General features: G+C 43.7%; 16 protein-coding genes and 1 tRNA gene. 13 read left to right on the top strand and 4 right to left on the bottom strand.

Translation table 11 applies throughout. The features are described from left to right. The first annotated feature begins 2 nt into the window (after positions 1–2). The 6 genes from tpiA (at position 3) to A587_RS0100060 (ending at position 5,056) form a co-directional block, all read left to right on the top strand. Positions 3–743, top strand: coding sequence for a triose-phosphate isomerase (gene tpiA / locus A587_RS0100085; protein ID WP_017215954.1), 741 nt, complete (start codon positions 3–5; stop codon positions 741–743). 4 nt (positions 744–747) lie between these two features. Further along, complete coding sequence (gene secG / locus A587_RS0100080) at positions 748–1,095, top strand: preprotein translocase subunit SecG (RefSeq protein ID WP_017215953.1); 348 nt, start codon at positions 748–750, stop codon at positions 1,093–1,095. Positions 1,096–1,118: 23 nt separating this feature from the next. Further along, a tRNA-Leu gene (locus A587_RS0100075) sits at positions 1,119–1,203 on the top strand. A 554-nt stretch (positions 1,204–1,757) separates the two neighbouring features. After that, on the top strand, positions 1,758–4,001 hold the full coding sequence (locus tag A587_RS0100070) for a TonB-dependent receptor (protein WP_017215952.1): 2,244 nt from the start codon (positions 1,758–1,760) through the stop codon (positions 3,999–4,001). A 244-nt stretch (positions 4,002–4,245) separates the two neighbouring features. Continuing rightward, a complete protein-coding gene (locus A587_RS0100065; protein ID WP_017215951.1) occupies positions 4,246–4,551 on the top strand; it encodes a hypothetical protein in 306 nt (101 codons plus the stop codon). 100 nt (positions 4,552–4,651) lie between these two features. Beyond that, positions 4,652–5,056, top strand: coding sequence for a PaaI family thioesterase (locus tag A587_RS0100060; RefSeq protein ID WP_232288000.1), 405 nt, complete (start codon positions 4,652–4,654; stop codon positions 5,054–5,056). 123 nt (positions 5,057–5,179) lie between these two features. On the opposite strand, the gene A587_RS0100055 is transcribed toward A587_RS0100060, so the two are convergent. Next, positions 5,180–7,432 carry a TonB-dependent receptor gene (locus A587_RS0100055; RefSeq protein ID WP_017215949.1) on the bottom strand — a complete coding sequence of 751 codons (2,253 nt, stop codon included), beginning with the start codon at positions 7,430–7,432 and terminating at the stop codon, positions 5,180–5,182. Between the two features lie 253 nt (positions 7,433–7,685). On the opposite strand from A587_RS0100055, the gene A587_RS0100050 reads away from it, so the two are divergent. The 3 genes from A587_RS0100050 (at position 7,686) to A587_RS0100040 (ending at position 11,605) form a co-directional block, all read left to right on the top strand. Then, positions 7,686–8,687: a LacI family DNA-binding transcriptional regulator gene (locus tag A587_RS0100050; RefSeq protein ID WP_017215948.1), complete on the top strand. Its 1,002-nt coding sequence runs from the start codon at positions 7,686–7,688 to the stop codon at positions 8,685–8,687. Positions 8,688–8,816: 129 nt separating this feature from the next. Continuing rightward, positions 8,817–10,079, top strand: coding sequence for an MFS transporter (locus A587_RS0100045; RefSeq protein WP_017215947.1), 1,263 nt, complete (start codon positions 8,817–8,819; stop codon positions 10,077–10,079). An 8-nt stretch (positions 10,080–10,087) separates the two neighbouring features. Further along, positions 10,088–11,605 carry a trehalase family glycosidase gene (locus tag A587_RS0100040; RefSeq protein WP_017215946.1) on the top strand — a complete coding sequence of 506 codons (1,518 nt, stop codon included), beginning with the start codon at positions 10,088–10,090 and terminating at the stop codon, positions 11,603–11,605. Here A587_RS0100040 and A587_RS0100035 read toward each other — a convergent pair. Next, a complete protein-coding gene (locus tag A587_RS0100035; RefSeq protein ID WP_017215945.1) occupies positions 11,541–12,452 on the bottom strand; it encodes a helix-turn-helix transcriptional regulator in 912 nt (303 codons plus the stop codon). The two genes, A587_RS0100040 and A587_RS0100035, sit on opposite strands and share 65 nt — an antisense overlap. Before the next feature lie 158 nt (positions 12,453–12,610). Here A587_RS0100035 and exaC point away from each other — a divergent pair, with 158 nt between their 5' ends. Beyond that, the gene (gene exaC, locus A587_RS0100030) at positions 12,611–14,131 is read left to right on the top strand and encodes an acetaldehyde dehydrogenase ExaC (protein ID WP_017215944.1); all 1,521 of its coding nucleotides are present in this window, start codon (positions 12,611–12,613) and stop codon (positions 14,129–14,131) included. 61 nt (positions 14,132–14,192) lie between these two features. On the opposite strand, the gene A587_RS0100025 is transcribed toward exaC, so the two are convergent. Beyond that, positions 14,193–15,836 (bottom strand): sensor histidine kinase, encoded by a 1,644-nt coding sequence (locus tag A587_RS0100025; RefSeq protein ID WP_017215943.1) that lies wholly within the window; start codon positions 15,834–15,836, stop codon positions 14,193–14,195. A 113-nt stretch (positions 15,837–15,949) separates the two neighbouring features. Further along, the gene (locus A587_RS0100020) at positions 15,950–16,666 is read right to left on the bottom strand and encodes a haloacid dehalogenase type II (protein WP_017215942.1); all 717 of its coding nucleotides are present in this window, start codon (positions 16,664–16,666) and stop codon (positions 15,950–15,952) included. A gap of 147 nt (positions 16,667–16,813) precedes the next feature. Here A587_RS0100020 and A587_RS0100015 point away from each other — a divergent pair, with 147 nt between their 5' ends. From A587_RS0100015 to A587_RS23760, 3 genes are all read left to right on the top strand, one after another. Continuing rightward, entirely contained in the window at positions 16,814–17,701 is an 888-nt protein-coding gene (locus tag A587_RS0100015) for a LysR family transcriptional regulator (RefSeq protein WP_010605067.1), read from the top strand. A gap of 119 nt (positions 17,702–17,820) precedes the next feature. Continuing rightward, positions 17,821–18,105 (top strand): hypothetical protein, encoded by a 285-nt coding sequence (locus A587_RS0100010; RefSeq protein ID WP_010605066.1) that lies wholly within the window; start codon positions 17,821–17,823, stop codon positions 18,103–18,105. Positions 18,106–18,303: 198 nt separating this feature from the next. After that, positions 18,304–18,564 (top strand): YbaK/EbsC family protein, encoded by a 261-nt coding sequence (locus A587_RS23760; protein WP_017215941.1) that lies wholly within the window; start codon positions 18,304–18,306, stop codon positions 18,562–18,564. Positions 18,565–18,800 lie beyond the last annotated feature (236 nt).

The following is an 18,800-nucleotide window of genomic DNA, read 5'->3' as shown; positions in this document are numbered from 1 at the left end:
GTATGACAACTAGAAAGCAAATTGTTGCTGGTAACTGGAAAATGAATGGCTCAAAAGCCCTTGTTGACCAAATATCAGAAGCAGTAAGCAATCAAGCATTTCAAGCAGATGTAATTGTTTTTCCTCCTGCCATGCTCATTGAGCAAGCAGCAAGTAAAGGGCTTACTGTCGGAACACAAACTGTTTCGGAATATAAAGAAGGCGCATACACTGGAGAAATTCAGGCGTCCCTAGCAAAATCGCTAGGTGCAACATATACCTTAGTTGGTCACTCAGAGCGTCGAGCTATTTATGGCGAAAGCGATGAAGATGTTGCTAATAAATTTGCACATGCTCAAGAACAAGGTTTGACACCAATTTTATGTGTTGGTGAAACTGAAGAAGAAAGAGGAAATGGGCAAACAGAGCAAGTCGTTGCTAGGCAAATAAACGCGGTTATTACCAAATTAGGTGTAGCAGCGCTAACTCACTCTGTGATAGCATACGAACCTGTTTGGGCTATTGGTACTGGTAAAACAGCATCTCCTGAGCAAGCGCAGGCAGTACACAAATTTATACGTGATTTGCTTTCAGAAAATGACAAGCAAATCGCACAAGCACTGCGACTTCTTTACGGTGGCAGTGTTAATGAACAGAACAGTGAATTGTTATTCGCACAAGACGATATAGACGGTGGACTTATCGGTGGCGCAAGCCTAAAACCTGAGAGTTTCGCAGCTATATGCAGAAGTGCAAAAGGATAAGTAAATGTACGAAATTCTAATGGTTGTTTACTTAATTGTGGCGTTAGCACTAATTGGTATGGTGTTGATTCAGCAAGGTAAAGGCGCAGATATGGGCTCTTCGTTTGGTGCAGGTGCATCGGCGACAGTTTTCGGCTCATCAGGCGCAGGCAACTTTATGACTAAGACAACAACAATCTTAGCAACGATTTTCTTTGTGCTAAGTATTGTTCTAGGTAACCTAACTACAGGTCAGATTAAAAAGACTAATGAGTGGGAAAATCTAGAGGCACCAGCTGCTGCAACAACAGTTCCAGCAACAAATGATGTGCCAGTGACAGAAGAAAATCCAGCTTCTGACGTACCTAACTAATCGTTAGGAAATACACCGAATTTGCGAATGTGGTGGAATTGGTAGACACGCCATCTTGAGGGGGTGGTGGCTTAGGCCGTGGGGGTTCAAGTCCCCCCATTCGCACCAAATAAAAAAACCAGCTTATGCTGGTTTTTTTTCGTCTATCGTTTGCCACTAAGCCTGTAGAACAACTAAATAGCAGAATTTTCGCCTTGGCTAAATGGATATTGGTACCTCGGCAATAGGAGGATGCGGTAGCGCTGTTATCGACAAGATTTTCTCGCCTCAAAATTTCAGACGAACTTAGCACCACGGCAAAAACCTAGGCAGAAGTTTCACTTTAGTAACATATTATCCTGCTATTTAGTATAATCATTTGTTCTATAACGCTTTTTTGCAAAAATTAATTTCCCAATATTGGTTTTGTTTTGGTTACAAAAACCCCAAAAGTAATTTTTATTAAATAATTATTTCAATTTATCCCCGTTGTGACTATAATACCCCTCCAGAGGAAAGAGATGCCCCTAGTGCATCTTTTTTTATGCCCAAAATTTGTAGTGTCCAAATCTATTTAGATTTTACGGATTACAGGGCTAGAAGTAATAACACTGAGCTTGTTGCTTCTCTAGTTTGCGACCTCTCGCGACTAGTACACACACGGTGATTCCTTTGGAGATTATATGATTACAGTTTTACCTCGCCTTGGTTTATCTGCGATTTCAGCTGCAGTGTTAGCAGCAGTAGCCCTTCCTAGTACTGCATTGGCTGAACAAGCTAATGTGGAGCAAGAAAAACAAGTTTTTGAAAAAATAGAAGTGACTGCTCGTAAACGTACTGAAAGCTTGTTCGAAACGCCTACTGCGATTACTTCTATCGGTGCTAGTGATATTGATAAAGCCAATATCAGCAATCTAGACGATATTGGTAAGTTCGTTCCAAACTTAAATATTACTCGCTATGGTGTAGGTAATGCTGCACATGCTTCTGTATTTATCCGTGGTATTGGCCTGCAAGACCATGTGATCACAACAGACCCTGGTGTTGGTGTTTATGTTGATGGTGTATATCTTGGCCGTCAGATGGGTTCTAACCTTTCACTGCCTAATGTTGAGCGCGTAGAAGTACTACGTGGTCCACAAGGCACACTGTACGGCCGCAACACATTAGGCGGTGCGGTAAATGTGATCACTAAACAACCTGGCGCTGAAGAAGTTGCACGCGTTGAAGCTAAAATAGGTTCTCGCGGTCGTTTAGCGACTGATCTTTATACAAGCCAAACGTTAACAGACACACTAAGCTTTTCTGCAAGTGCATCTTATAAAGAGCGCGATGGTGTAGGTAAAGCAATCAACTTAGCAAATCCCGAAAAAGAAATCGGCGAAGAGCAAGAGTTTAGTGGTCGCTTAGCAATTAGATGGCAAGCAACGAATGATTTAGTTGTCACCGCTGCATTTGACGGCGTTGAGAACGAGTCTGGTCAATCACCGTATACTATCGAGTTAACAGATCCACTTGACTCAAATGACCCTTTCAATGGTGACTTCCCATTGCTAGATGAATCTATGCTGCCAAACAATCCTGATGACTTGGCAACAACGGTTGCTGGCATTGAAAGCACCGACTACTCTGGTTGGGGCGGCTCAGTGACTGCTGATTGGCAAGCAAGTGATGTTTACTCGGTTAAATTTATCGCAAGCAAGCGTAGCTCTGAATATACCGGTGGCCTAGATGACGATGCGGTAGCACTTAATCTATCTGAATTCCCAGAAGAGGGCGGTGCAGATCAGTACTCATTTGAGCTACAACTAAACGGTACTTATGACGCTTGGGATTTTGTATCGGGTCTTTATTACTTTAACGAAGACGGTTTTACCAGCTCTGGTCCGTTCGTATTTAGCCCGTGGAACACGCCGAATGGCTTATTAAACGATGGTCAGACTGCTTCTTTTGGTGGCTACGGTTACTTTGACATCAACCAAGAAACTGATGCCTATGCGGCATATATCAATGCAAGCTTTGACGTAACAGAGCTGCTCAGCATTGGTGGTGGTTTACGTTACTCTGAAGATAAAAAAGAGGCAAACGCGCTGTTCCCAAGCTTTGGCACTCGTAAATACGTCAGTGCAGACTTTGACGAAGTGACGTGGGACGTGAATGCGTCATACCAGTTAACTCGTGACATTAATGTTTACGCGCAGGTCCAAAAAGGATACCAAAGTGGCGGCTTCCCACCACGTCCATTTGGTGGCCCAGATCAATTCGCTGCGTTTGATGAAACTAAAGCGATTAACTACGAAATCGGTTTCAAAGGCCAAGTGCATGAAAACGTATCTATGATGGTTGCTGCATTTGTAACGGATTACACTGATCTGGCGTTACCTTTCAACGACCCGACTGCTGGCGGTGGTTTCGTCACTATCGTGGAAAATGCAGGTGAGTCGAAAGCACAAGGTATTGAACTTGAAACGACAATCGCAATTACTGATGATTTCTCAGTACGCAGCTCAATCGGTTACCTAGACTCAGAAATTACCCATGTTGATGAAGGTGTTATTGGTATTGGTAAAGGCGATGCGCCAGCACTCACACCTCGATGGACTGTGATGGTGGCACCATCTTACTTCCATGACTTAGAGCATGGTGCAACGATTGCAGTCAACGCTAGCTACTCTTACCGTTCAGACATGCAAGGTCAGTCTGTAACACGTGCAAGCGAGCATATTGATTCTCGCGAATTGTTAGGTTTTAACATCTCATACACCAACGCTGAAGGTGATATGGAAGTAACGCTATACGGTGAAAACGTGCTAAACGAAGTGTATGATGTAGGTCGTCTACAGCAAAGTGGCTTTGTTGGTGTCATGCGCAGCAATGACCGCAGTGAGTTTGGTATTAAGTTCAAAAAAGAGTTCTGGTTAGATTAATCCAGCCCTTATTTGAAGATAGAAAAAGCCGCTTAGTTTCTAGCTAAGCGGCTTTTTTGTTTTAAGTCTCTCGTCCTAAATTATATTGAAACTCATTCAGCATAACGTAAAGCGATTGATATAACTGCTTGTTTACATTGTGGTTAACCTATGGGAGTCTAGTGATAGACAATATCTCGATTCCAGTTTTGGATCGTATATTTAGATAGAGCTGTTTTTTGCACTTTTAAAAGGTCTTTAGCACATGGAAGAACTTATCCCCATTACCTTGATTACCATACTGCTGTTCATACAAATTAAAATGTATAAGAATTTGTGTAAATACTTGGCAAGATTGTATCCAGAAGAGTGGCATAAACTAACAAAGCACACCCTTGGCACATCGCAATGGTCACTGTTAAATGCTGCCGTGAGTGAATCGCTTAAAACAGGTTTTTTCTCGACGGTATCCGACAATAAAGTTAAGACCTATATCCAATTTAGAAAGTATAACCTAGTAGCAATGTCTGCCGTTTTAAGCTGTAATTTTGTTTTAGTCGTGTTTAACTAATCATATCGTGGTTTTAGTGAATCATGTTCTTTACCTATAAACGTGAAGACCATTCGCGACGTAGAGTCGATTTGAACAAAATATTACTTAGGAGAAGAAGTTGAGCAATACTATGTTGGAAGAAGGAAAGGAGATCCTAGCAGAGCAGTCGTTTAGTTTATTGTTGGGCGCAGAGCTGGAGGTGTTTGAGGTTGGCGTTGCTGAGTTAAGCCTCGCTATTCGAGATGATCTTAAACAAAACTATGGTTTTGCACATGGCGGCGTGGTTAGCTATCTAGCTGATAATTGTATTACTTTTGCTGGTGCGTCGGTGCTTGGTAGCTGTGTTACCTCAGAGTATAAAGTGAATTATGTTAGACCTGCTATTGGCGATAAGCTAATCGCGAAGTCAACTGTTTTGTATTCGGGTAAACGTCAGGCGACATGCGAATGTAAGATATATGCGCAAAGCGGTGATGAAGAAAAGTTGGTGGCGGTTTCTCTTGGCACAATAACTAAAGTTTAGGATAGCAAGGCGACATTCTGAAGTGCATTTGCATACAATAAACGTATTAGGTTTTTTAGCGCTACCAGCCTCAGGCATTTGATATAAGCGGGCAGCGCTATGTTAAACGCTTAGTTACAGCAACTAGAACGTATATGCAACGCTAAACTTCACACTTCTTGGCATGATATAGCGGCCGTTAGGTGAATCTGGGTTACGTGGATCCCCCTCGGTGATCCCTTGTTTATCAGTAAGGTTATCTACCGCCAGTTGTAATTTTACGCCCTCTGTTGGCTCTACGATAAGGCCAATATCAAGCTTTTCATAGCCCTCTAACACGACAGTATTTTCATTATCGCCAAAACGGTCATCTACAGCTGAGAGTGTGCCATACAAGGTGGCGTACATACCTGATATTTCAAAGTCATAGCTCGGTGTAATACGTAGCATCCAGTCAGGTTGGCGCTGTGCTTTATTCCCTTCATTGGTCGGGCTTTCAGTAATTTCAGTGTCTTGCCATGTGGCATTCAAGTTTACCGATAGGCCCGACTCATGGTTGTAACTGTAATCAAGTTCTACACCAGTTGCTTCGTTGGTTAGAATTTCCGCAGGTACACCTGGGCGTCTTACAAACGTGTCGCCTTTTACTTCGTTGGTAAATAAAGTAACAAACAAGTCGCCGGTTTCACCCATATATTTATAGCCAAGCTCTGCTTGTGTGACTTCTTTAATCAGCGACTCGCCCGATTCATAGGTGCTATAATTGTCTCTAAAGTCGTCGAAATAAGGCATTTTGTAGCCCTTGTTCATACGCACAAAAACACCTGAATCTAAGCTCAAACTGTAGTCAGCACCTAAGGTCCATGAGGTTTTACGTTCATCATAGTCAACCGCTTTGGTGATAACCCCATCTAAACCTTCGTCGACCGAATACTCAACCTCGTGTTGCTCGCTACGTAAACCTAAATCTAACTTAAGGGCTTCCGTTGCTTGGTAACTTTGGGTGGTGTAGATGGCCCACGTTGTCGCATCACCAGAACTGTTAATGTCGTAGTTGAAGGCGCAACCTGCAACATCGCTATTACACGCGATACCATTCAATGCTTCGCCACCTTGTTCCAAAACGTGGTAGGCGGTATTACCTAAGCTCCACCAGTCTTTTGCTGAGGTAGTTGCTGTATAAATACCAAAGGCACTTGACCAATCACCAAAAGTTTTACTCAAGGCTAAGTCATTGGTGAAAGCCTCGATATCTTTTAATACAACCCAGCGACCATATTGTTGTACCATGGTATCGCCCGCGTATTCATCGCCCGTGACGCTACCTGTTGCGGTTTCACCATTGTCCGCCACTTCACTTAAACGCATTGCACTGCCAGCAGGTACAAGGCCTAGTGTATTTGCATCGCCTTGCGTTAAGCTAAAGCGGTCATTTAATTGCCAGCCGTTTTTGAATTCTACTTTTAAGCTACCTCCAGAAACATGGCCCTTCCAGCCACGACCGTCACCCATATCTACGCTCATCGGTGCATTTTTATCACCGACATAAATAATCGCTTTGCGATTATTCGTTCCCAGCTGAGTAAAGTCCGCATCCACCCCCTCCACATTAAGTGGGGTTGGTAGGTACCATGCACCAGTGTCATCAGTTTGACGGGTATAAAGGTTAAACTCACCGTCAGCAAACTCTTTGGTTAGGTTTATGGTGAATTGATGACCTTTTTCTGAGGTAAAGCCCGCATCACGGATCCCAGAAGAGCGTTTGATATAACCGCCAACCATGTAGTAAAGGTCATTGGAGATCTCACCACTTAACACGCCGTCAATGCGGTTTAGACCATAGTCTGTGGTGGTATATTTAAACGTCCCTTCGGTGTCGGCTTGGCCGCGTTTAAGTTGAAAGTTAGTTGTTAAGCCCGGTTGACCATTAGACACCACGGGGTTTGGTCCACCACGCAGGCCTTCCATCATACTGATGGTTTCATCGAGTCTGAAAATCGAGGTGTTTTCTAAAAATGAGAGCGTTGGCGCGGGATATATAGGACTACCTTGCAAACTAACCGTTAAGAATGGTGCATCACCACCGCCTGGAAAGCCGCGAACAAAAACGTTGGCACCGGATTCACCTCCTGAACTTTCAACCCAGATCCCAGGCACCGCTTTAAGCAAGTCAGCGGTACTTTTTGGGGCGAGTTTATCAATTTGCACGGCATCGATATTAGTCACAGCAAAGCTTGCATCAATTTTTCTGATCCCAGCGCCACCAGGTGTACCCGACACAATGATGGTTTCTACTTTTTCTTTGTTATTGTTCGGTTGTTGTTCAGCCTGAGCTGATGCGCTTAACGCAAGCGTTATAGCAGCAGCGATCAAGCTTAAGGAGTTAGTTTTTATCACGGCTAAAGCCCTCTTGTTGTTGTCATAGACTGGTATTTAACGACTGTCTATTTTTTAAAATAGATCTTAATGCAAACGTTTGCAATGATGTTGTTTAAAAATTTGTCATAAAATGATGGAAGGCGTTACAAATTTACAGTGATTGCTTACCTTTTCTGCTTGGTTAGGGTAGGAGATTCAATTAGTTATGGTTTAAATATCAAAAAATTGTAAGAATAGCGATGTAATAACGTGTGCTAAGAAGGGGTTTGCGATGGGAACAACACAATTAAAGCTATCGGATCTAGCAAGGCTAGCTGGAGTCTCTACCTCCACAGCTTCCCGTGCACTCAATGATAACCCTTTGATAAAAAAGGAAACTCGAGAGCGCATTCAGGCGCTTGCAAAAGAGCATCACTTTAGCGTTAACGCGGCGGCTAGTCGCTTACGGATGCAAAAAACCAAAGTCATTGCCGTTATTATCAATCTCGAAGCTGAAACCAAACAATCCGTCGACGATCCATTTTTACTTAAAGTAGTGAGCGATATTAATCGTGCAGTGAACCGAAAAGGCTACGAGTTATTGCTCTCCAATTCTTATATGGCAGGGGAAGACTGGCATGGTTATTTTATTTCTGGTCGTCGAGCCGATGGAGTTATTGTCGTCGGCCAAGGCAAGGAGCAAGCACGAATTGAGCGTGCTGCAAGAGCTGGCACGCCGATCGTGGTATGGGGCGACCCTAAAACTTCTGCAAATTATCCTATCGTTGGGAGTGACAATTTTATTGGTGGCCTTAACGCAACGGAGCACTTAATTGCCAGGGGAGCGTCTAAACTTCTATTTTTGGGCGATCCGGGTCATGCCGAACTTGGTGAGCGCTATCGCGGATTTTGCCATGCGGTTGAAAAAGCCAAGGTAGAAGCGCAAATGATTAAAATCGACATTACCTCAGAGGCTGCCTACGCGAGTATAAACGCTTTGTTGCGAGCACAAGGATTAACTTTTGATGGGATCTTTGCATGTAGTGATATGGTCGCGCTTGGAGCACTAAAAGCCCTAAAAGAGCGTTATGTTAGCGTGCCGAATGACGTACGAATAGTCGGCTTTGATGATATTGCCATGGCACAGATCAGCTTCCCTGCGCTATCTACAATTAAACAAGACACCAACGCGGCGGCACAGTTATTGGTGGAAAAGCTGCTCTCTCAGCTAAGTGGTGAGACATGTGCTTCTCAAGAGGTGCCGTCATTATTAGTGATCAGACAATCTAGTTAAAGCAGCACAATATGCGATAACAATCATTAGCTTAAATTGTTTTGATGCGATTTAAAATGCAAACGATTGCAAAAATAAAAAAGTCTGTCTAGACTAAAAAGGAATCACAGTGTTTTAACGAGAATAACAATGAATCGAGCACGTATCATACTTGCCATGGCCGTTAGTTACTTCCTATTTGCTATTTTGCTCAATAGTGTCGGGACGGTCATCTTGCAGTCCATTCATAGCTTTGACATTACAAAAGCGCAGGCCGCCACCTTAGAGGCATTTAAAGATCTTCCCATCGCCATCGTTTCATTTCTGGTTGCGTCGGTTATCCCTAGGGTCGGATTTAAAATCGCTTTGACCGCCGTGCTCGCGGGCGTAGCATTGATTTGCAGTATCACTCCTATGGTCGCTGAGTTTTGGATTCTTAAACTAGTATTTGCCTGCGTGGGTGCGGCATTTGCGGTGGTCAAAGTGTCGGTTTATGCACTGGTTGGCCAAGTCACTGAAGGAAGCAACCAACATTCAAGCCTGCTTAATTTTATTGAAGGCGTGTTTATGTTGGGGGTCCTCGGCGGTTATTGGATTTTTGCGGCGTTTATTGACAGCGGCGATAACTCTCTTGGCTGGTTAAACGTCTATTTCGTGTTAGCTGTGCTGAGTGCTTTCACCGCGTTTATTGTTTGGGTTTCCCCAATTGCAAAGCCTGAGCCAACGCAAGCCACCGAGTCTAGTGTCTCTGCATTTATGGCTATGCTAAAGCTTGTGGCTAAGCCGCTTGTGCTGGTATTTGTGATTTCCGCATTTTTATACGTATTGATAGAGCAGAGTATAGGCACTTGGTTGCCTACTTTTAATAATGAGATCTTGTCATTACCGGTGAATATTAGCGTGCAAATTACCAGTGTTTTTGCTGCCTGTTTAGCACTCGGTCGGCTTGGTGCCGGCGTTGTGCTCACCAAAGTACATTGGTATGTGGTGTTAAATGTTTGCCTTGCCGCTATGGCAGGATTAGTGATTTTAACGTTACCGATGACTGAGGGTATTGAGAAAACGCTTATTTCTTCGTTATTTGATGCACCCCTTGTGGCTTTTCTGATGCCGCTGATCGGTCTTTTTATGGCGCCTATTTATCCGGTCATTAATTCGGTAATGCTAAGTAGTCTACCCACTACACAGCACGCTTCGATGACAGGGCTAATCGTTGTATTTTCAGCGCTAGGTGGTAGCACAGGCTCAATGATCACAGGTTTGGTGTTTCAACATTTTGGTGGTCAACAAGCGTTCTATGGGGCACTTATTCCCATGCTGGTGATCGCTGTGTGTTTATATTTCTTTAAATCAATGAGTGAGTCTAGCCAATTAAATCATGCTCACACGCCAAATCAACAAAAGGTGAGCTGAGGTTTTACATGCAGTACCAATCAAACTTTTATTCCACAGAGATTTTTAAGGCGGTGCAAAGCGCTGGCTTGTTTTCAGACAGTAAAGTTTTTGCAGATGCCATCGCAAAAACTCCGCTGGCAGAGATAGAAAACCAGTATGTGATGCAAAAGCCGACGGGAGAGGCGTTACTTAGATTTGTGCATGCGCATTTTGACTTTGTTGCCAACAAAGAGTTAGATGCCTTACCAGACTTTACTAGTGCGCAGCAGTATATCAGTGCGCTGTGGTCGCGTTTATCTAGAAAGCCGAGTACTGTTGCTAAAGGTTCCTTGCTACCTTTACCCCATCCGTATGTTGTACCGGGTGGACGTTTTAACGAGATTTATTACTGGGATAGCTACTTTACGGCACTCGGGCTTTTGGATGCGAACAGAAGCGATCTCGTTGAGGGGATGCTAGATAACTTTGTGAGTCTTATTGATCGTATTGGACATGTACCTAACGGCAATCGAGATTATTACCAAAGTCGCTCCCAGCCACCTGTAACGGCATTAATGGTTGATTTACTGTGGCAGGAAAAATCTCATGATAAGCAGTGGCTGTCGCGAGTTACTCAAGCATTACTGAAAGAACATCAGTTTTGGCAGACCGGAGAGGGTTTGAGTTGCACGGATAAAAAAGAGCAGTACCGAGTCGTCAACATGCCATGTGGGGGCAAACTGAATCGCTACTGGGATCCGCTTGCAGCACCGCGCCCAGAGTCTTTTATTGAGGATATAGAATTAGCCGCAGCGGTTACGGACAGCGAAACCTTTTATCAGCACATTCGTGCGGCTTGTGAGTCGGGGTGGGACTTTAGTAGCCGCTGGTTAGCAAACGCTGACGATTTAGCGAGCATTCGTACAACAGACATTATCCCAGTGGATTTAAATGCACTGCTGGTATTGCTTGAGTCGCAAATCGCACGTTGTTTTGAGAAATTAAACGAGCTAACGCAAGCTCAGTACTATGCCAATTTAGCGTCAAATCGCAGTGCACTGATACAGAAATATTGTTGGTGTGATGAAAAAGGCTGGTTTTTCGATGTGGATCTTAATGATTATGCGCGTACCACAGTTGAATCTCTAGCGGGCGTTGTGCCTATGTTTGCAGAGCTGGTTACACCCGAGCAGGCAGAGCATATTGGCAAAAAACTCGAGGCAGAGTTTTTGCAGCAAGGTGGGTTGGTTAGTACCTTAGTCACTACTTCACAGCAGTGGGACAGTCCTAATGGCTGGGCACCACTGCAGTGGTTTGCGGTGTCAGGCTTAAGGGCATATGGTCAAAATCAGCTCGCGAAGAAGATTATGCAAGCATGGCTTTATGCTGTTGAAACCGGCTTTGAGCAAACAGGCTGTTTGCTTGAGAAGTACAATATGGTTGAACCGGATAAACAGGCAAGTGGCGGAGAATACGTGGTGCAACAGGGTTTTGGCTGGACTAACGGAGTAACCAGTCGTTTTTATCGGCTTTTAGTGCCTGAAGTTGATAGTCCTTCGGCGTGATATTAAAGGCTTGTTTAAACGCTCGACTAAATTGGCTTGGATGCTTAAAGCCGAGTGCAAAGCTAATTGCGGTGATCTGAATTCCAGCTTTTAGTTTTGCCTTTGCTTCAGTTAGTCTCCGTGCTTGGAGCCACTGCTGTGGCGTCGTCGCAAATGACTTTTTAAATTGATTGAAAAAGCGACTTCTACTCATGCAGCTAAGTTTACAAAGCTTCTCTACATCTAGTGGCTGGTCTAAATTAGTCTCCAAATAATGCATCGCTTGATACAAACCATTTTGATCAGGTGTTTGTTTTACTGCGCCTAACAGCAGATCTCGGCTTTGTTGCTGTAGTAGTCTTGCAATTAGTTCGTCCATTGCCAAATCGATAAAGTACCCCCGCTCAGCCTCATTCTCACTGAACAGATGGAGTAATCGCCCCAAGCAGTGCTGGGTTTGCCAGTTGTGCTCGGTGTGCACCAGCTGCTTTTGATAATTAAAATCACTAGGAAGCGAAAGCGCTAACTTCTCGCTCACGGTATTAATTTTCTCTCGACTGATCTCAATTGCTAAACAGGTGGTGGGAGCGGATAAGCTGGCGTCCGGAAAGTCTATAAATACGGTTTGTTCTGGTGCCAATACGAAGCTTTGATGAGGTAAAAAGGGCTGGTGATAGTCACAACTGTCTACGTGCATCACTTTTTTACCAGTGATCATTGCACAAAACAACACTTCAGTAGAGGCGAGTTTGACTCTATTGGTACTTTCGTAAGTGTCATAGACGCTCAGCTCTACCTGATTGGCGGCAAAACTTATTTTGTTTTCAACTAAGCGTTCGACACGACTGCGATGTTTAGAGATCTGCAAACAATGCACTCCTTCTCGGTTACTTTTGGACTGTGCGTATACATTCCGAGACCCTAAGTTAAGTTTTTAAAGGTGAATTTGGCTAATGTCAAATATTAGTAAAAACAAAACTGGGACGAATGAAGCCCAAATAAATAACACAAGTTGCAGAGGTAAAAATGATATACGCAAATCCAAATACTGAAGGTGCGATCGTCAGCTTTAAGTCGCAATATCAAAACTTTATTGGCGGTGAATGGACGCCACCCGTTGACGGCCAGTACTTCGACAATATTAGTCCTGTTAATGGCGAAGTGTTTTGTCAGATCCCGCGTTCAAATAATGCAGACATTGAACTGGCGCTTGACGCCGCCCATGCTGCAAAGGCGGCGTGGGGTAAAACTTCGGTCACTGAACGAAGCAATATATTACTCAAAATCGCAGACCGAATAGAAGCAAACCTTGAATACCTAGCGGTAGCCGAAACATGGGATAATGGTAAAGCTGTACGTGAAACGCTAGCCGCTGATGTTCCGCTTGCTGCTGATCATTTCCGCTATTTTGCAGGTTGCATTCGTGCTCAAGAAGGAGCCATAGGTGAAATTGACGAGTCAACCGTGGCCTATCATTTTCATGAGCCTCTGGGCGTTGTGGGGCAGATCATCCCATGGAACTTCCCATTACTTATGGCCGCTTGGAAACTGGCACCCGCTCTCGCAGCTGGAAACTGCGTAGTGCTAAAACCTGCGGAGCAAACGCCTGCGTCTATTTTGTTGTTGATGGAATTAATCGCTGATTTATTACCAAATGGTGTGGTTAATGTTGTAAATGGTTTCGGGAAAGAGGCTGGTGAAGCGCTTGCTACGAGTACACGTATCGCAAAAATTGCGTTTACAGGCTCGACTCCTGTGGGTTCTCACATTCTAAAATGTGCTGCTGAAAACATCATTCCCTCAACGGTGGAACTAGGAGGTAAGTCGCCCAACATCTACTTTAGTGATGTGATGCAAGCTGACGATGATTACCTAAGTAAGTGTATTGAAGGCGCGGTGCTGGCCTACTTTAACCAAGGCGAAGTATGTACTTGTCCATCGCGATTGCTCGTGCAAGAAGATATATACGATGACTTTATAGCCAAAGTCATCGAACGCACCAAGGCGATAAAGCGCGGCAATCCGCTTGATACAGAAACCATGGTTGGTGCACAAGCCTCACAAGCTCAATTTGATAAAATTCTTAGCTATATTGATATTGGCAAGAAGGAAGGGGCTGAAGTGTTAATCGGTGGCGAAGTCGCAGAGCCTGGCGAGGGTTATCATAAAGGCTTTTATATTCAGCCGACGCTGTTAAAAGGGCATAACCAAATGCGGGTATTCCAAGAGGAAATATTTGGTCCGGTGATCTCTTTATGTACTTTTAAAGATGAAGCGGAGGCGTTGGAATTGGCGAATAGCTCTGAGTTTGGTTTAGGTGCTGGGGTGTGGACTAGAGATATGAATCGCGCATATCAATTTGGTCGCCAAATCGAAGCGGGTCGCGTGTGGACTAACTGTTATCATATGTATCCTGCACACGCGGCATTTGGTGGTTATAAAAAATCAGGTATTGGCAGAGAAACTCACAAAAAAGCGCTGGATCATTACCAACAAACCAAGAACCTCTTAGTGAGCTATAGCACCAGTCCTCTAGGATTTTTCTAATTTAATTATTATAGAAGTATTGAGTACTGACCATTGTGGCAGTACTCAATCAGTCATCCGGTTAAGAAACAACTTTTAATGGCGTCGCTTGTTTATTAGCAAATGCTATCCTATATTCGAGTCCTTTGCCGGGCTCGCTGACGGTGTGTACATCTCCATCTAGCCCTTGAGTCACCAAGTTATAGATAATATAAGCGCCAAGTCCCATACCGCCACTTCCTCTTTTGGTGGTGTAAAATGGCTCGAATAACTTACTTAATTCAAGCTCCGACATGCCTTTACCATTGTCTTTATAAATAAGCTCAATGTGTTCATCATGTTTAAAGAATTCAATGGTGATCTCACCTTGTTCCGACTCTTTAAAGCCATGTGCAATGGAATTTGCGACTAAATTCGAAATGATCTGAAAAATAACACCGGGATAGGTCGTGGCGATAAGGCCGGGATCGCAATGAAACTTGATTTTATGGTCATGCTTTTTAATCTCTGGATTGAGCGCCGCGATGATCTCTTGAACATAATCATGGACATTAAAGGCCCTCACTTGCTCGCAAGATTGATCGACAGCAACTTGCTTAAAGCTATTAATTAAATTAGCGGTGCGTTGGAGGTTTTTTAATAGCAATTTGCAAGCACCGGTTGAATCTGAAATAAAGTCCTCCAATACCCCAGTAGAGAGCACTTTGGTTTGGTACTTCATGGTGAGGTCGTCTAAGTGCTGCTGTAGATAAGTGGTGGAGGTAATGCCAATCCCGATGGGGGTATTGATTTCGTGTGCAACACCTGCAACCAAATCGCCAAGCGATGCCATTTTCTCTCGTTCAAGTAATTGCGTATGAGTACGGTTGAGATAGGCAACGGTTTCTTCTAGCTTTTGATTGGTCTCGACTAGTGAGCGAGTGCGCTCACTCACTAACTCTTCTAACTGCTCTTTATGTTGTTTTAACTCTTGTAAGATTTGCATTCCTTCAACTAGTAAAAACCCTAAAGCGACGATATAGGCCATTAACCTTAAAATATGCCAGCCCCACCAAGCGGTATCCCACAACTTGGATTGCTCGAACATAATAGCGGCTGCGCCAAATAGGAAACAATGTAAGCAAAAGAGCAAATCGCTCACATTATGAGAGTCGCGATATACAAGGAGAATTTTAACTGCGGCGACAAAAAACATAGTACCGCCAATGACGTTGAGCGCCATCGCCGTACCAGTAAAGTGACCTTGCTCAACCATGTGTGGTAAATCCGTAGGGTAAGCTAGGCTCATGGTGCCGATGATGATAGCGGCTGTGCATGCGCTGATCAGCCAATAGCGGTTTTTAAACCAAGTAAATCGGCTGTGAGCAAGCAGGGTGATAAAAGTGAGGCCACCAAAGAAAGTCGCGATACTGTGAAGCCAAACGAAGGTTTGGCCAACATTTACGGCGGCATGGAATCCATCTAAGATCCCCATTACCAGCAGCGCCGTGGCGATTTCGATATTAAAACTTGTACCGGTGTTGTACTTTTCAAAAAATAACAACGCCAATGCAATGAAAAGGGCGACAGCGGAGCCGAAGGTTTCAACCACTGCATGCGCTTCTATCAGCGGCCAAGTTATATTATTAAGAAGCGTACTGCTCAGTAAAAGGGATGCGCCGTGGATAGTTAAGCTAACACCTATGATTATCCAGATCACAATGTGGGTGTTTTTATTTATATTCATGGAGGCTATTCCTTCGATTCACCTCCTTAAATCTAGTACATTTATTATGTAGATAAAGCATGCTGAGCATTTTTATCAGCTGGTATCAAGGTGCCAGCTGATACTTTCCAATGTTACTCGTTTCCAGAAGTGATGAGCTCGTCAGCCAAACTTGTTAAGTCAGGTAGCACGTAATCTGGTGTCTTTGCCAGTGGGTAGAGCTGCTTTTGTGGTCTTGCAATAAATGCTGTGTGCATGCCCGCGGCTTTAGCGCCGGCAACATCCCAGCCGTGAGCCGCCACCATTAGCGCTTGGTCTGGACGAATATTTAATTGCTGTAACGCCCACTCGTAGGCTCTAAGGTCGGGCTTATACACTTTGATGTCTTCAATACTCAAGCGTTGGTCAAAATAGGTAATTAGACCGGCATTTTCAAACTGCGCTTTAACCCCCGCATTCGATGAATTGGTTAAACTCACGAGTTTAAACCCAGCTTGCTTGAGCCGTTTTAGCGCGGGAATGACGTCTTTATGCGGGGGCAAAGAGAGCAGGGCGGGCACGATTGCTTGTTTAGCTTGTGAGTCAGTTATCGTTAGGCCTTTGTTCTTTGCAACCATTTGTAGCGCGGCAACGCCTATCTTGCCAAAATCTTGATAATCACCACTTACTGTAGTCACTAACGAGTGATGTAGCATAGTGGAAAACCAAAGGGGTAATAGGGACTCATCGCCACCTAAAACTTGGCTAACCGGCTTATTCATTGACTCTAAATCAAGTAAGGTTTCATTGACATCGAAGAAAATAACTTCCGGGCGTTCAACCTTTGAGTTGGCTTGGCTAATATTCGGCATTAGGCCTCCTAACATAACGAATAGACTAATTAAGGTGCGTTTCATTGATAATTCCAATTTAGTTGCGATGAGAAGCAGTATATTTATTTGATAAATTTAAACAAAGCGCGCATATTAGAAAGCAAGATTCGAAAAAACTAAATCGACATGTATTCAATCGCTGAACTCGAAACATTCTTAGCTATTATTAAACATCAAGGAGTGGTTAATGCTGCGAAGCAATTGAGACTCTCGCCTGCGACAGTTAGTCATCGTCTTAACAAGTTAGAGCAACATTTAGGCATGACTTTGCTGTTTAGAGATAGTCGTACGCTAACATTGTCCCCAGCCGGAAGTACATTTAGAGAGCGGGTGGAGCATATATTAGAGGCGCTTTATGATGCTGAGCACGAAATAGGTGCAAGGGGCTCAGCGGTGAGCGGGTTACTTCGTGTCACTATGCCGCCTTGGGTGTTTTCACAATTTGTGATGCCAAATCTAAGTCAATTTGAGCAAGCGCATCCGCAATTAGCACTCGATTTCCTGATCAACGATCAGTTTGTAAACATAGTTGAAGGTGCTCAAGATGTAGCGATACGCGTTGGACAATTGGCTGATTCTGGGTTGTTGGCGAGAAAACTATGCGATAACCATCGGATATTATGTGCAGCGCCGAGCTATATTGACCGCTATGGCATGCCTGATAATATCAGCGAATTACAAAACCACTTTTTTGTATGCTTACCTTGGCAACGAGAATTTAAGTTAAAAGAACCAAACGGTAGAATTGTACACTTTAACGCAAAAACTCGTTTTACGATTTCAAACTCAGACAATATGACTTCTGCTGCCCTAGCTGGGCATGGTATTGCAGTTAAATCTCACATTGCCATCAGAGATAACCTAAAAAGAGGTGAGTTAGTGCCTATAATTCCAGGTTGTCTCGAAAGTGACGACGCACCTATTTGGTTTGTCAGGCCTCAGCACTCGCTGAAGACACGCAAGGCAGAGGCATTCTATGAATTTATGAAGGCATTGTTCGAAAATAAGGGCTAATACTTTAGTCTGCTTGTGTTTTTAAACTAATAACTCTAAACTCCGTATTAAAATTAGAAACTAGCCAGCGAGATGATTGTAAAATCAAACTGGTAACACTGATAGCAAACGGAGCTGCTATGTTCAAATTCATTTCTTGGATTTTTTCTGTCACCGCATTTTCACTTACTCTATTCTTTATCGTGCAAGGTAGTTATATGCTTTGTTTAGTCATGCTACTTGCTGGATTGATAGCATTGCCAAAACATGAAAAAGAATTGCAACCACTCGGTATGAGATTACATGCTAAGCATTTTTCTCGGGAGTCTCGTTCACTTAGCTCAAAAGAGGTAATGAACTTTTTATTAGCATGCTCATTGGCTGGCGCTAGCCTTGCGTATCAATGGCATGTGGTAACAATATAGACTTTACTTAATATCTTGAGTGTTTATATACAGCTATAATCCGAGTTCCTATTAATGGGATACTCGGATATTTTTCAATGCTACCCCGAGATAGGGTTAACCTCATATCACAAATAGTATAAAACATACTGGATGTTTAAAATCAGCTCACTAGCTGTTAGATTGGTTTTAACTACCACAGCATGGAAGAGCAATTGAATGTCACAGTCGTTAAAACCCTCATCAATACGTGTTCAAGAGTTCCTAGCCAGTCATGGGCATCACTTCACAGTTACAGAGCTTGCAGACTCTACTCGTACCGCGAAAGATGCTGCAAATGCGATTGGTTGCACTGAGTCTCAAATCGCCAAGTCTCTGATATTTAATGATAGCAATACAGAAAAGGCGGTCTTGATAATTGCTTCTGGTAGCAACCAAGTGTCCGTGGAAAAAGTAGAAGCTGCAATTAGGGCCTGTTGATCTTTCAAGTTTGTTTTTGCAACAGTTTGATTGGTATTTATACAAGGCAGAGCCTGCGTAGCATAGTCATTCTATGTAAGTCTGGCGATAAAGACTTTGTGCTCCTGCAAAGTCACCTTACCCCACATCCTTATGGGGCAACACTGAAGAAATGCCAATCAAGCGCTGCCTTTTGGGTTCGCCTGAGTGCGCTTTGTTCATTGTTGCTCAACTTTTGCCTAGATTACTAGGCGGCA

It is taken from the genome of Pseudoalteromonas sp. NJ631 (assembly GCF_000276645.1).
Classification (GTDB): Bacteria; Pseudomonadota; Gammaproteobacteria; order Enterobacterales; family Alteromonadaceae; genus Pseudoalteromonas; species Pseudoalteromonas piscicida.
This window is presented reverse-complemented; position numbering and strand designations above follow the sequence as displayed.